General features: G+C 62.6%; 10 protein-coding genes. 9 read left to right on the top strand and 1 reads right to left on the bottom strand.

All coding sequences use genetic code 11. The annotated features are described in order from the left end of the window. The first annotated feature begins 561 nt into the window (after window positions 1-561). From ABRP30_RS03575 to ABRP30_RS03540, 8 genes are all read left to right on the top strand, one after another. Entirely contained in the window at window positions 562-1950 is a 1389-nt protein-coding gene (locus tag ABRP30_RS03575) for a polynucleotide adenylyltransferase PcnB (RefSeq protein WP_241803832.1), read from the top strand. Further along, window positions 1947-2426, top strand: a complete 480-nt coding sequence (gene folK, locus ABRP30_RS03570; RefSeq protein WP_241803833.1) for a 2-amino-4-hydroxy-6-hydroxymethyldihydropteridine diphosphokinase — start codon at window positions 1947-1949, stop codon at window positions 2424-2426. Before ABRP30_RS03575 ends, folK begins: the two co-directional genes overlap by 4 nt. Window positions 2427-2688: 262 nt before the next feature. Continuing rightward, on the top strand, window positions 2689-3489 hold the full coding sequence (panB, locus tag ABRP30_RS03565; RefSeq protein ID WP_349975273.1) for a 3-methyl-2-oxobutanoate hydroxymethyltransferase: 801 nt from the start codon (window positions 2689-2691) through the stop codon (window positions 3487-3489). Beyond that, window positions 3486-4349, top strand: coding sequence for a pantoate--beta-alanine ligase (panC, locus tag ABRP30_RS03560; RefSeq protein ID WP_349975272.1), 864 nt, complete (start codon window positions 3486-3488; stop codon window positions 4347-4349). The genes panB and panC overlap by 4 nt, the downstream gene beginning before the upstream one ends. A gap of 144 nt (window positions 4350-4493) precedes the next feature. Beyond that, the gene (gene pgi / locus ABRP30_RS03555) at window positions 4494-6158 is read left to right on the top strand and encodes a glucose-6-phosphate isomerase (RefSeq protein WP_267820862.1); all 1665 of its coding nucleotides are present in this window, start codon (window positions 4494-4496) and stop codon (window positions 6156-6158) included. Window positions 6159-6287: 129 nt separating this feature from the next. Beyond that, window positions 6288-8222: an acetate--CoA ligase gene (gene acs, locus ABRP30_RS03550; protein ID WP_267820860.1), complete on the top strand. Its 1935-nt coding sequence runs from the start codon at window positions 6288-6290 to the stop codon at window positions 8220-8222. A 42-nt stretch (window positions 8223-8264) separates the two neighbouring features. After that, entirely contained in the window at window positions 8265-9134 is an 870-nt protein-coding gene (locus tag ABRP30_RS03545; RefSeq protein WP_267820858.1) for an oxygenase MpaB family protein, read from the top strand. An 80-nt stretch (window positions 9135-9214) separates the two neighbouring features. Next, a complete protein-coding gene (locus ABRP30_RS03540; protein ID WP_267820855.1) occupies window positions 9215-12151 on the top strand; it encodes a DUF748 domain-containing protein in 2937 nt (978 codons plus the stop codon). 310 nt (window positions 12152-12461) lie between these two features. On the opposite strand, the gene ABRP30_RS03535 is transcribed toward ABRP30_RS03540, so the two are convergent. Further along, window positions 12462-12875, bottom strand: a complete 414-nt coding sequence (locus ABRP30_RS03535; protein WP_267820853.1) for a VOC family protein — start codon at window positions 12873-12875, stop codon at window positions 12462-12464. 59 nt (window positions 12876-12934) lie between these two features. Here ABRP30_RS03535 and ABRP30_RS03530 point away from each other — a divergent pair, with 59 nt between their 5' ends. Next, window positions 12935-13237 (top strand): putative quinol monooxygenase, encoded by a 303-nt coding sequence (locus ABRP30_RS03530; protein WP_267820849.1) that lies wholly within the window; start codon window positions 12935-12937, stop codon window positions 13235-13237. The last annotated feature ends 64 nt before the right edge of the window (window positions 13238-13301 follow it).

Genomic DNA, 13301 nt, shown 5'->3' with positions numbered 1-13301 from the left:
AACCCGTCAAACCATTGATTTAATTGGGTTTCTCAAAGTTGGCACGCCACCTGCTATATGTTCAGTACAAGAACAATAACAAGCACTGCAACTCAGAATAAGAACAAGACGAAACGGCTCACGCACAATAAAAACAAGACGGCGGAGGCGCAGCTAACTGATTCTTTTGGAGAGGATGCGTGTTTGGGGCTTGCCCCACGACCAGGCAGAGAACAACAAAAACTGCACTAAAAAGCAGCGCCTGAACTGGTTGGATCGATTGATCAGCGTGACATCAGCGGCCAAAGCAATCCGTTTGCTCTTAACCCCTGGATTGGGGGTCGTCCACAAGCTTTGAGATTTGTGGGCAGGGCACTCAACAAAAACAAGAAGCCCGGCATAAAAACAATAAGAGCACGCAACGACTTCTTGGGGAGCTTAGGCTCCCCTTGTCGTTTCTCCCCTTCTGGCAGTCCATCCTGCTACCGCCTACACCATTCCCCGAGTAAATGCTAGAATCCCCGCCCATCATGCGGCCATTCTCCTATTCTTGGCCGAACATTCCTTCACACAGTGCATCCCATGCTGAAGAAGCTGTTCCAGTCTTTCCGCCCTCCCGTACCGGGCCAGCACCACAAGCGCACCACGCCTGAGGTGATCAACAAGAGCCAACACTCGCTGCAGCGCCACCAGTTCAGCCGCCATGCGGTGAATATCGTCGAGCGCCTGCAAGGCGCGGGCTACCAGGCCTACCTGGTCGGTGGTTGCGTGCGCGACCTGATGCTGGGCATCACGCCCAAGGACTTCGACGTCGCCACCAGCGCAACACCTGAGCAGGTACGTGCCGAGTTCCGCAATGCGCGCATCATCGGCCGTCGCTTCAAGCTGGTTCACGTGCATTTCGGCCGTGAAATCATCGAAGTCGCGACCTTCCGTGCCCCTCACTCCGAAGACGACCAGGGTGACAGCCACCGCTCGTCGCACAATGCCAGTGGCCGCATTCTGCGCGACAACGTATACGGCAGCCTGGAAGAAGACGCGCAACGCCGCGACTTCACCATCAACGCCCTGTACTACGACCCGGTCAGCGAACGCATCCTCGATTACGCCAACGGCGTGCATGACGTACGCAACCGCCTGCTGCGCCTGATCGGTGACCCGACGCATCGCTACCAGGAAGACCCGGTACGCATGCTGCGCGCGGTGCGTTTCGCCGCCAAGCTCGACTTCGGCATCGAAAAGCACACTTACCAGCCGATCCGCGGCCTGGCGCCGCTGCTGCGCGAAATCCCGCCAGCGCGGCTGTTCGAGGAGTGCCTCAAGCTGTTCCTGTCCGGGCAAGGCGCGATCGTCTTCGAGATGCTGGTAGACCTGGCGTTGTTCGAGCCGCTGTTCCCGGCCAGTGCGCATGCACTGGAAGAGCGCCCGACCTACACCCATACCCTGATCAGCCAGGCCCTGAGCAACACTGACCTGCGTATCAAGCAAGGCAAACCGGTGACCCCGGCCTTCCTGTTCGCCGCCCTGCTCTGGCCAGCACTGCCAAGCCGCGTTCTGCACCTGCAAAACCAGGGCGTGCCGCCGATCCCGGCGATGAATGGCGCAGCCCACGACCTGATTGCCGAACAGTGTGCACGCATTGCCATTCCAAAGCGTTTCACCCTGCCCATCCGCGAGATCTGGGACATGCAGGAGCGCCTGCCGCGCCGCAGCGGCAAACGTGCCGACGTGCTGCTCGACAACCCACGCTTCCGCGCCGGCTACGATTTCCTCCTGCTGCGTGAGAGCGCAGGCGAAGAAACCGATGACCTCGGCCAGTGGTGGACCGATTACCAGGACGCCAACGACGCCGAGCGCCGCGAGATGATCCGCGAGCTGGGCAGCCGCGATGAAGGCACCGGCGCCGGCCCACGCAAGCGCAAGCGCAGCTCCAGCAAGCGTAAACGTGGTGGCGATGAGGCGTTCGAGTGACCACTCGCGCCTACATCGGCCTTGGTAGCAACCTGGATGCGCCTGCCGAGCAACTGGGCAACGCCCTGCAGGCGCTGGACCGGGTGGCGAACACCCGCCTGGTGGCGGCGTCTGCCCTGTACACCAGCGACTCCCTGCTGCCTGGCCAGCCGCGTTACACCAACGCCGTCGCTGCCCTGGACACCTCGCTCGCCCCCCTGGACCTGCTGGACGCCCTGCAAGCCATCGAAAACGAACAGGGCCGTGTGCGCAAGGAACGCTGGGGCCCACGCACGCTCGACCTGGACATCTTGCTGTTCGGCGACCACGTCATCGATGTGCCACGCCTGCAGGTGCCGCACTACCACATGCATGCCCGCCCCTTCGTGCTGTACCCACTGGCCGAGCTGGTGGCAGACGATTTTCACCTGGCCGACGGGCGCCCGCTTGCCCAGTTGCTCCAAGCCTGCCCGTTCGTTGGCCTGGAACGCCTGTAGCCCAGGCGCTGCGGCCCTTCTCCAAGGGCGGTAACGCCAGTAACACCCTGTTAGTAACAATGCGGTAACAGGGTGATTGACTTCCCCCACCTCGCTCACGACTATAGGCGTCCCGTGTGGCACCAAAGTGCCGCATACCCGTATTTAGGCCCGGACGGACCTGTGCCCCGAACATCACGCGCGATGATGTGCCGCTCCGGAAGATGACTACACGCGTTGTTGGCGGTCGTTTTTCACAGCGCCTGAACGAGGATTTTCCTACATGCCTGACGTAACCCTGACCACCCTGCACGGCCTCAAGGCCAAGGGTGAAAAGATCACCATGCTGACCTGCTACGACGCCACCTTTGCCAAGGCTGCCAGCCAGGCCGGCGTCGAAGTGTTGCTGGTGGGCGACTCCCTGGGGATGGTCCTGCAGGGCCATGACAGCACGCTGCCCGTCACCACGGCGGAAATGGCCTACCACACCGCCTGCGTCAAACGCGGCAACGAGGGTGCGCTGATTCTTGCCGACCTGCCGTTCATGGCCCACGCCACCGCCGAGCAGGCCTTCGCCAACTGCGCCATGCTGATGCAGGCTGGCGCCCACATGATCAAGCTTGAAGGCGCTGCGTGGCTGGCCGAGACCATTCGCCTGCTGGCCGAGCGCGGCGTGCCGGTGTGCGCCCACATGGGCCTGACCCCGCAAACCGTCAACGTTCTGGGCGGTTATAAAGTGCAGGGGCGCCAGGAAGCCCAGGCCCGGCAGATGCGCGCTGATGCCATCGCGCTGGAACAGGCCGGCGCCGCCATGCTGCTGCTCGAATGCGTACCTGCCGAACTGGCCGCCGAGATTACCCAGGCCGTGAGTATCCCGGTGATCGGCATCGGTGCCGGCAGCGCTACCGACGGCCAGGTGCTGGTCCTGCACGACATGCTGGGCTTGTCCCTGAGCGGCCGGGTGCCGAAGTTCGTGAAGAACTTCATGGTCGGCCAGCCAGACATCGCGAGCGCACTTGCCGCCTACGTCAAGGCGGTCAAAGACGTGAGCTTCCCAGCGAGTGAGCACGGATTCAGCGCATGAACACAGTCAATACCGTCGGTGAACTGCGCGCGGCCATTGCCCGCGCACGTGGCGAGGGCAAGCGTATCGGCTTCGTGCCAACCATGGGCAACCTGCACAGCGGCCATGCTGCGCTGGTGACCAAAGCGGCCCAACGTGCCGACTTCGTCGTTGCCAGCATCTTCGTCAACCCGCTTCAGTTCGGCGCCAACGAAGACCTCGACAAATACCCTCGCACCCTTGCCGCCGACCAGGAGCGCCTGCTCCAGGCGGGTTGCGATCTGCTGTTCGCGCCTACTGTGCAAGAGATGTACCCAGACGGCATGGCCGTGCAGACCCGCGTCAGCGTGCCGAACCTCTCCGAAGGCCTGTGTGGCGCAAGCCGTCCGGGGCATTTCGAGGGCGTAGCGACCGTGGTCAGCAAGCTGTTCAACATGGTGCAGCCTGATCTCGCGGTATTCGGCGAAAAGGACTACCAGCAACTGGCGGTGATTCGCGCCATGGTGCGCGACCTGAACATGCCGATCCAGATCATCGGCGAGCCGACCGTGCGCGCCGAAGATGGCCTGGCGCTGTCGTCACGCAATGGTTACCTGACGGCCGAGCAGCGGGCTACCGCGCCGGTGGTCTACCGCACGCTCAAGCACATCGGGGACGCCATCAGCCGTGGCCAACGCGACTTTGCCGCGCTGGTTGCCGAGGGCCAGGATCAGCTGGCAGCAGCCGGCCTGCGCCCGGACTACCTGCAGGTACGCCATGCGCTGACCCTTCGCCCAGCGATGATCGACGACCGTGACCTGGTGATTCTGGTTGCCGCCTACCTGGGGAACACGCGGCTTATCGACAACCTTTATGTGCACCTGGACGAACCGACCGCGTGACGCCGAGGGGCTGCACTGCAGCCCCAAATTCCCCTCCCCGCCCCATTCCCTGCGCGCAACCAATGCCTATAATGATGGCCTGCCTGAACCTGGCCATGACGCCCCTGTCCAAGGCCACACCTACGCAACAAGGAATTCTGCGCAATGGCGTATTACCGGACACCCCATGATGTTACGGCCCTGCCAGCCTGGCAGGCCCTTCAGCAGCACCGCGACGCCATGCAGGATTTCAGCATGCGCGAAGCCTTCGCCGCCGACCCCAAGCGCTTCGATGAATTCTCCCTGAGCTGCTGCGGCCTGTTCCTCGACTACTCGAAAAACCTGATCAACGAACAAAGCCGCGACCTGCTGGTGCAGTTGGCCGAACACGTCGGCCTGCAGGATGCGATCAAGTCGATGTTCAGCGGCGAAATCATCAACGCCTCCGAAGGCCGCCCGGTGCTGCACACCGCCCTGCGCCGCCCGGTGGGTGACAAGCTCAGCGTCAACGGCGTCAACGTGATGCCCGAGGTGCACAAGGTACTCAACCAGATCACCGAGCTGGTGGGGCGTATCCACGACGGGCTATGGCGTGGCTACAGTGAGAAGCCGATCACCGACGTGGTCAACATTGGCATCGGCGGCTCTTTCCTGGGCCCAGAGCTGGTTTCCGAGGCGCTGCTGCCCTACGCCCAGCGAGGCGTGCGCTGCCACTACCTGGCCAACATCGACGGCAGTGAATTCCATGAGCTGTCGGCCAACCTGCGCGCCGAAACCACCTTGTTCATCGTCTCGTCCAAGTCGTTCAACACCCTCGAGACCCTGAAGAACGCCATGGCCGCACGTACCTGGTACCTGGCCCAGGGCGGTTCTGAAGCAGAGCTGTATCGCCACTTCATCGCCGTTTCCAGCAACAAGGCTGCCGCCGTGGCCTTCGGTATCCGCGAAGAAAACATCTTCCCCATGTGGGACTGGGTCGGCGGGCGCTATTCGCTGTGGTCGGCCATCGGCCTGCCGATTGCCCTGGCCATCGGGACCGCCAACTTCAAGGAACTGCTGTCGGGTGCCTACACCATGGACCAGCACTTCCAGACCGCGCCGTTCGAGAAGAACATGCCGGTGCTGCTGGCCCTGCTGGGCGTCTGGTACGGTAATTTCTGGGGTGCCCGCAGCCACGCGATCCTCCCCTACGATCACTACCTGCGCAACATCACCAAACACCTGCAGCAGCTGGACATGGAATCCAACGGCAAGAGCGTGCTGACCGACGGTACGCCAGTGAAGACCGATACCGGCCCGGTCATCTGGGGTGGCGTCGGCTGCAATGGCCAGCACGCCTACCACCAGTTGCTGCACCAGGGCACCCAGCTGATCCCGGCCGACTTCATCGTCCCGGTGGTGAGCTTCAACCCGGTCGCCGACCACCATCAGTGGCTGTACGCCAACTGCCTGTCGCAAAGCCAGGCGCTGATGCTGGGCAAGACACGTGAAGAGGCAGAGGCCGAATTACGTCAAAAAGGCCTGAATGAAGCCGACATCGAAAAACTCGCGCCGCACAAGGTGATCCCGGGCAACCGCCCGAGCAACACCCTTGTGGTCGAACGCATCAGCCCGCGTCGCCTTGGCGCGCTGGTGGCGATGTATGAGCACAAGGTGTTCGTGCAGAGCGTGATCTGGGGTATCAACGCCTTCGACCAGTGGGGCGTGGAACTGGGCAAGGAGCTGGGCAAGGGTGTCTACCAGCGTATCGTCGGCAGCCTGGAAGACAGCGCCGAAGACGGTTCCACCCAGGGCCTGATCAACTACTTCCGCGGTCGTCACCGCGGCTGACCGATGCCGGCGTCTTCGTGGCCAGCCCGCGAAGACGCCGGCACAGGTTGAACACCTGTTCCAGCTACACTGTCCAATCGAATAGCCGTTGCAGTCCACCGCCCCGACAAGCGCAAAGGACCACCTGCCATGTTCGATATCCGCGACTATCCCCAGGCCCTGGCCGTCAGCCAGTCCGCCAGCCTCTCTTCCGACGACTACAGCCGCCTCTACCGCCAGTCGGTTGAAGACCCCGACACCTTCTGGGCAGAACAGGCCAAGCGTCTGGACTGGATCAGACCGTGGTCCAGCGTACAGCACTGCGACCTCAAGACCGGCGAAGCCCGCTGGTTCGAAGGTGGCCAACTGAACGTCAGCTACAACTGCATCGATCGCCACCTGGCCCAGCGCGGCGGGCAGACCGCCCTGTTGTGGGAAGGCGACGACCCCGCGGACTCCAAGGCCATCACCTATCAAGAGCTGCACCGCCAGGTCTGCCGCTTGGCCAATGCGCTCAAGGCACGTGGCGTGCACAAAGGCGACCGGGTATGCATCTATATGCCGATGATCCCCGAAGCCGCCTACGCCATGCTTGCCTGCACGCGCATCGGCGCGATTCACTCGGTGGTGTTCGGCGGCTTCTCGCCGGATGCGTTGCGCGACCGAATTCTCGATGCTGACTGCCGCACCGTGATCACCGCCGACGAGGGCGTGCGCGGCGGCAAACGCATCCCGCTCAAGCAGAATGTCGACAAGGCATTGGCCAGTTGCCCCGACGTCAGCAGCGTAGTGGTAGTGCGCCGTACGGGCACCGATGTCGCCTGGAGCGAAGGCCGCGACCTCTGGTACGACCAGGCGACGGAAAACGCGGGTGACGACTGCCCACCTGAACCCATGGAGGCCGAAGACCCGCTGTTCATCCTTTACACCTCCGGCAGCACCGGTAAGCCCAAGGGCGTGCTGCACACCACTGCCGGTTACCTGCTGCAGGCCGCTATGACCTTCAAGGTGGTGTTCGACTACCGTGACGGCGAGGTGTTCTGGTGCACCGCCGACGTGGGCTGGGTCACCGGCCACAGTTACATCGTCTATGGCCCGCTGGCCAACGGCGCGGTTTCACTGATGTTCGAGGGCGTTCCCAACTACCCCGACAGCTCCCGGTTCTGGCAGGTGGTGGACAAGCACAAGGTCAATATCTTCTATACCGCACCCACCGCCCTGCGCGCACTGATGCGTGAAGGCTCTGGCCCGTTGCAGGGCACATCGCGCAAGAGCCTGCGCCTGCTCGGTAGCGTCGGCGAGCCGATCAACCCAGAGGCGTGGGAATGGTACTTCGAGCAAGTCGGCCAAAAACGCTGCCCTATCGTCGACACCTGGTGGCAGACCGAAACCGGCGGCATCATGCTCACCCCGCTGCCCGGCACGCAGAAGCTCAAGCCCGGTTGTGCGACCCAACCCATGTTTGGTGTGCAGCCGGTGCTGCTGGATGACAAAGGCAAGCTGATCGAAGGCCCCGGCGCCGGCCTGCTGGCGATAAAGGCCAGTTGGCCGGGGCAGATCCGCAGCGTCTACGGCGACCACCAACGCATGGTAGACACCTACTTCAAACCCATGCCCGGCTATTACTTCACCGGCGACGGCGCCCGCCGCGATGCCGATGGCGATTACTGGATCACTGGCCGCATCGATGATGTGATCAACGTTTCCGGTCACCGCATCGGCACCGCCGAAGTGGAAAGCGCCTTGGTATTGCACGAAAGCGTCGCCGAGGCCGCAGTGGTCGGTTACCCCCATGACCTCAAGGGTCAGGGTGTGTATGCCTTCGTGACGACCATGAATGGCGTGACGCCGGACGATGCCCTGCAGGCCGAACTGCTGGCACTGGTCAGCAAAGAGATCGGCAGTTTCGCCAAACCCGAGCTGATCCAGTGGGCGCCGGCCTTGCCCAAGACCCGCTCGGGCAAGATCATGCGGCGTATACTGCGCAAGATTGCCTGCAACGAGCTCGACACCCTGGGCGATACCTCGACCCTGGCTGACCCGAGCGTGGTGCAGGGGTTGATCGACAAACGCCTCAACCAATAGCCGGCGGCAGCTGTTCATGGCCGCCCTGAACGACAGGTCACCATGGAAGCCCTACGCCGCCGCATCGAAACCCAGGTCATGAGCCTCACCGGGCTGGCCCTCGGCCAGCTCGACCTGGAATCCCCCAAAGGTGACCCTGGCCTGTTCGGCCCGCACAGCATGAGCTGGCGGGTGCACGGCGATTTCCCCAGCATGCTGGTTGGCGGTATCAGCGCCCTGATGCTGCAACTGCTGCACCCGCTGGCACTGGCGGGGGTGTGGGATCACTCCAACTTTCGCCAGGACCTGCTCGGCCGCCTGCGCCGCACCAGCCAATTCATTTCGGGCACAACATTCGGCTCGACCCGTGATGCCGAATGGCTGATCGACAAGGTCCGCACCATTCACCTGCAGGTCACCGGGACATCGCCCGATGGCCGTCCATACGCTGCCAGCGACCCCGACCTGCTGACCTGGGTCCACGTGGCCGAAGTCAGCAGCTTCCTCGCCGCCCACCTGCGCTATCGCGACCCGCAGCTGTCACGTGCCGAGCAGGATAGCTATTACGATGAGATCGCCCTGATCGCCGAACGCCTCGGCGCCCGCAATGTACCCCGCTCATGCCAGCAGGTTGACGAGTACCTGCAGCGTATGCGGCCTCAATTGCACTGCGACGCGCGCAGCCTGGAAGTGATCGAGATCCTGCTTCAGGCCCCAGCCCCGAGCCGACTTGCCGAGCCGGTTGGCAGGTTGATGCTGCAAGCGGGTATCGACCTGTTGCCGGACTGGGCCCAGGAAATGCTCGGCCTGCATCAGAGCCCGCTGCAGCGGGGCATGGTCCGGTTGGGGCTGAACCGCACCGCCCCCGTGCTGCGTTGGGCCATGCGTGACGGTTCGGCGCATCGCGCCAGAAGGCGTATGGGGATCGAGTGAGTGCAAATGCCCTGCCCCCGGCGGAACCGATTTAACCTGCCATACTCCAAGCTCTCCTGCCTGGACAGACGAAGCGACACATGTACAAAGGATTGACTCGCGCCCTTGGCGCCCTGTTGGCTCTGGTGGCCCTCTACAGCCTGCTTGGCTTTCTAATCGCGCCGGGCGTTGCCCTGCGCATCGCCAACCAGCAGTTGGCGCAGTACGCCACACTGCCGGCGCACCTCGAGCGCATAGAACTCAACCCGTTCAGCCTCGAACTGACGCTGTGGGGCCTGCAGATCGGCGAACCGGGCAAGGAACAGGTAGGCTTCGAGCGGCTGTATGCCAACCTGGCGCTCGACAGCCTGTGGAGCGGCGCCCTGCACTTGCAGGCGGTCGAACTCGACAAGCCCCGCAACGAAGTGCTCTTCGCCAAGGACGGTACGCTCAACCTCACCCAGCTTTTCAAACTGCCGGCCAGCGAACCCAAAGCTGACGAGCCTGCATCGGATCCGTTCCCCTTGCGCATCGGCAGCATCAAGCTCAACGCTGGCTACCTGCATTTTGCCGACCAACGCCCAAGCGAGCCGATCGAATTCGTCTACGACGACATGAACCTGGAGCTGAAAAACCTCAGCACGCTGCCGAACGACAACGCCGACATGACGTTGGTGGCACTGGGCCCTAACGGCGGGCGCATCGACTGGAATGGCACCTTGAGCCTGGCGCCTATAGCGTCCGAAGGCACACTGAAAATCACCGACGGCAAGATGAAGCTGTTCTGGCCCTACGTTCGCGACGCCGTGCCGCTGGTGCTGGAGGACGGCGTGGTCAACTTCGACACGCACTACAGGCTCAACCTGTCCAAGCAAACCGAGCTGTTGCTGGACAACACCTCGGTACGTGTCGCGCCATTCGCCATAAAGGCGCCGGATGGCCGCCCACTGGTCCGCCTGGCGAGCCTCGATGTCAGCGAAACCCGCATCGACCTGGCCAAGCAGCTGGTGACCGTGGGCAAGATCCGCAGTGAAAAACTGGAAACCTGGGCCGCCCTGGAGCAGGACGGCCAACTCGATTGGCAAAAACTCTTCGCCAGCCAGCCGGCCAAGCCCACGCCCAAGGAAAAGGCAGAGCCGGCCGCCGCAGCACCGGCCCCCAACGACGAGGCAGCAAAGCAGCCGAGCAAGCCATGGCAAGTGCTACTCAAGGACGTTCAGCTGCGCAATTATCAGGTGCACCTGGCCGACCGCAGCCAGAAAGAGCCGGTGGCGCTGGACGTTGGGCCGCTGAACGTCGACATGCAGGGCTTCGACAGCCTCAACCAGTCGCCTTTCACCCTCAAGCTCGACACCGGCATTGGCAAGCAGGGCAAGCTGCAGGCCAGTGGCGAGGTCAACCTGGCGCCGGTCAGCGCCAGGCTCGACGTCAGCACACGCGACATCGATCTGCGTATTGCGCAGGCCTACATCAACCCGTTCATCCGCCTGGAGCTGCGTAGCGGCATGCTCGCCAGCGACCTCAAGGTCGACCTCAAAGGCACCGAGCCACTGGCCTTCACCGTGGTCGGCAAGGCGCAGGTCAACCAGTTGCACACCCTGGACACCATCAAGAACCGCGACTTCGTCAAATGGCAGCAGGTGAATGTCGACGGCCTGGCCTATGTGCACGGGGATACCCTGGCCATCGATAAGGTAACCCTCCTGCAGCCCTATGCCCGCTTCATCATCAACGAAGACCGCACCACCAACGTGGATGACCTGCTCATCCCGCAGCCTGCCGATGCCCCCGCGCCAAACGAAGCCAAGCCGGCCAGCCCCGCAGGCAGCAAGCCGCTGGGCATCCGCATCGGGCAGATCAGCATCAACGATGGCTCAGCCAACTTCGCCGACCTCACCCTCACACCTAACTTCGCCACGGCCGTCCAGCAAATGAACGGCCAGATCGGCACCATCGACAACCGTAAGCCGGCGCCAGCCAAGGTGGACATCAAGGGTAAAGTCGACCGTTACGCACCCGTTACCATCAAAGGCGCGCTCAACCCGTTCAACCCGCTGGCCAGCCTTGATATCGCCACCAGCTTCAAGCGCGTCGAGTTGACCACGCTGACGCCCTACTCCGGCAAGTTCGCGGGCTTTCGCATTCGCAAGGGCCGCCTGAACCTCGACCTGCACTACCTGATCACCAACGGCCAGCTCAAAGCCGAGAACAAAGTGGTGGTCGAACAGCTGCAACTGGGGGAAAAGGTCGATAGCCCGGACGCGGTCGACCTGCCCATTCGCTTGGCGGTCGCGCTGCTCAAGGACACCGAAGGCAAGATCTCGATCGAACTGCCGGTGACCGGCGACCTCAACAACCCGCAGTTCAGCGTCATGCCAATCGTCTGGCAGACCTTGCGTAACCTTGTACTGCGGGCGGCACAGGCACCGTTCAAATTCATCGGCGGGCTGATCGCTGGCGGCGGCTCACAAGACCTCGGCAATGTATCGTTCGCCCCAGGTTCCAGCGAGCTCAATGGCGATGCGCAATCGGCCCTGAACAAACTCGCCTCGGCGCTCAAGGAGCGCCCTGAACTGCGCCTGGAAATCGAAGGCACCAGTGCCCAGACCAGTGATGGCCCACTGCTCGCTCAGCAGCGCCTGGAGCGGGAGTATCAGGCCATCTGGTACAAGATTCTGCAACGCCGTGGCGACAAGGTCCCGGCCAACGCGTCCATGCTGGTGGTCGACGACAGCGACAAACCGGCCATGCTCGAAGGCATCTACCGCACCCGCCTGAAACAGCAACCGCCGGCCGACTGGGAACAGCTCAGCCGCGAGGAACGCACCGCCAAGCTGCGCGAGGCGGTACTCAAGTCATGGGCCGAAAGTGCCCCATTGCTGCGGACCCTGGGCCAGGAGCGGGCCAGCAGTATCAAGGACTACCTGGTCGACAAGGGCAAGCTTGAGGATGACCGGGTCTACTTCATCGATACCACGCTGGGGCAGGCTGAATCAGATGGTCGGGTGATTACGCCGTTGCACCTTGATGCTGAGTAATCCCTGCCAGCCGCACCGGCCCCATCGCCGGCAAGCCGGCTCCCACGGGTGTGGACTGCCCCCAGAAGATGGTCGGGTGATTACGCCGCTGCACCTTGATGCTGAGTAATCCCTGCCAGCTGCACCGGCCCCATCGCCGGCAAGCCGGCTCCCACCGGTGCTGCACTGCCCCCAGAAGTTGGACACCGATCCACTATCCTGGAGCAGGCCATCCTGTGGGGGCACCTGTCTTGCTCAACTTCTAAAAGCGGGCGCGGTCCCTGTGGGAGCCGGCTTGCCGGCGATGGGGCCATCACATCCACACTTGAATTCAGACCAACCGCTGCCCCGACACCGCCGGGTGGTATAGCGGCTGCACCTTGTTGCCTGCCGGGTCCAGCAAGTGGAAGCTGCGCGCGCCATCCCCATGATTGAAGGGCCGGTCCAGCAGCGTCACCCCGCAGGCCTTGAAGTACTGATACCAGGCCTCCAATTCCTCTACGCTGTCGACGATGAACCCATAGTGATCCAGCGTCTGCAGGCCATTGGCAGCGCCTGCCCCCCGCCCCAGCGACAGGTTGTCGTTACCACAGGTCAAGTAGACCAGATCCTCGTTGGCCCGATTCAATACCTCCATGCCGAGCACATCGACATAGAAGCGCTCGCATTCTTCAAGGTTGGGCACCAACAGGGCGATATGGCGCAGGCCATTGAGGCGACCGGGGCGTGCAGGTAAATCAGACATTGGCTGGCTCCATTTTTGTATACAATTCATTGTTGAATTTAAAACAAAAGGAGCCTCATGTGTACAGTCTGTTCATCAAGACACGGGTCAAGCCGGGTTGCGCCGAACTATTTCTCACTGCCATCAAGGTAAACGCTGCCGCTTCCGTTGCCACAGAACCCGGCTGCCTGGTATTCGATGTGTCACAGGATCGAGTCGACCCCGAGGTGATCTACCTCTACGAAATCTACCGCGATGACAAGGCGTACGAAGCGCATACCCAGACCGCGCACTTTCGTGAGAGCCGGCCGCTTGTGGAGCCACTGATCGCCGAGCAGGTGTGTTTCGAAGGCGATGTCGTCGCGCGCAATCCGGTGAATTGAGCGCTAATGAAAAGCCCCGGCCGAGGCCGGGGCTTTTTTGAAAGGTGGCCAGGTCCTTTTGGCC

The organism is Pseudomonas sp. WHRI 8519, assembly GCF_040224055.2.
In the GTDB taxonomy this organism is placed as follows: Bacteria; Pseudomonadota; Gammaproteobacteria; order Pseudomonadales; family Pseudomonadaceae; genus Aquipseudomonas; species Aquipseudomonas putida_X.
This window is presented reverse-complemented; position numbering and strand designations above follow the sequence as displayed.

Excerpts from the sequence above, each read along its gene's own strand:
- ABRP30_RS03575 (WP_241803832.1), top strand. The coding sequence starts at position 562 with ATGCTGAAGAAGCTGTTCCAGTCTTTCCGCCCTCCCGTACCGGGCCAG.
- panB (WP_349975273.1), top strand. The coding sequence starts at position 2,689 with ATGCCTGACGTAACCCTGACCACCCTGCACGGCCTCAAGGCCAAGGGT.
- panC (WP_349975272.1), top strand. The coding sequence starts at position 3,486 with ATGAACACAGTCAATACCGTCGGTGAACTGCGCGCGGCCATTGCCCGC.
- pgi (WP_267820862.1), top strand. The coding sequence starts at position 4,494 with ATGGCGTATTACCGGACACCCCATGATGTTACGGCCCTGCCAGCCTGG.
- acs (WP_267820860.1), top strand. The coding sequence starts at position 6,288 with ATGTTCGATATCCGCGACTATCCCCAGGCCCTGGCCGTCAGCCAGTCC.
- ABRP30_RS03545 (WP_267820858.1), top strand. The coding sequence starts at position 8,265 with ATGGAAGCCCTACGCCGCCGCATCGAAACCCAGGTCATGAGCCTCACC.
- ABRP30_RS03540 (WP_267820855.1), top strand. The coding sequence starts at position 9,215 with ATGTACAAAGGATTGACTCGCGCCCTTGGCGCCCTGTTGGCTCTGGTG.
- ABRP30_RS03535 (WP_267820853.1), bottom strand. The coding sequence starts at position 12,875 with ATGTCTGATTTACCTGCACGCCCCGGTCGCCTCAATGGCCTGCGCCAT.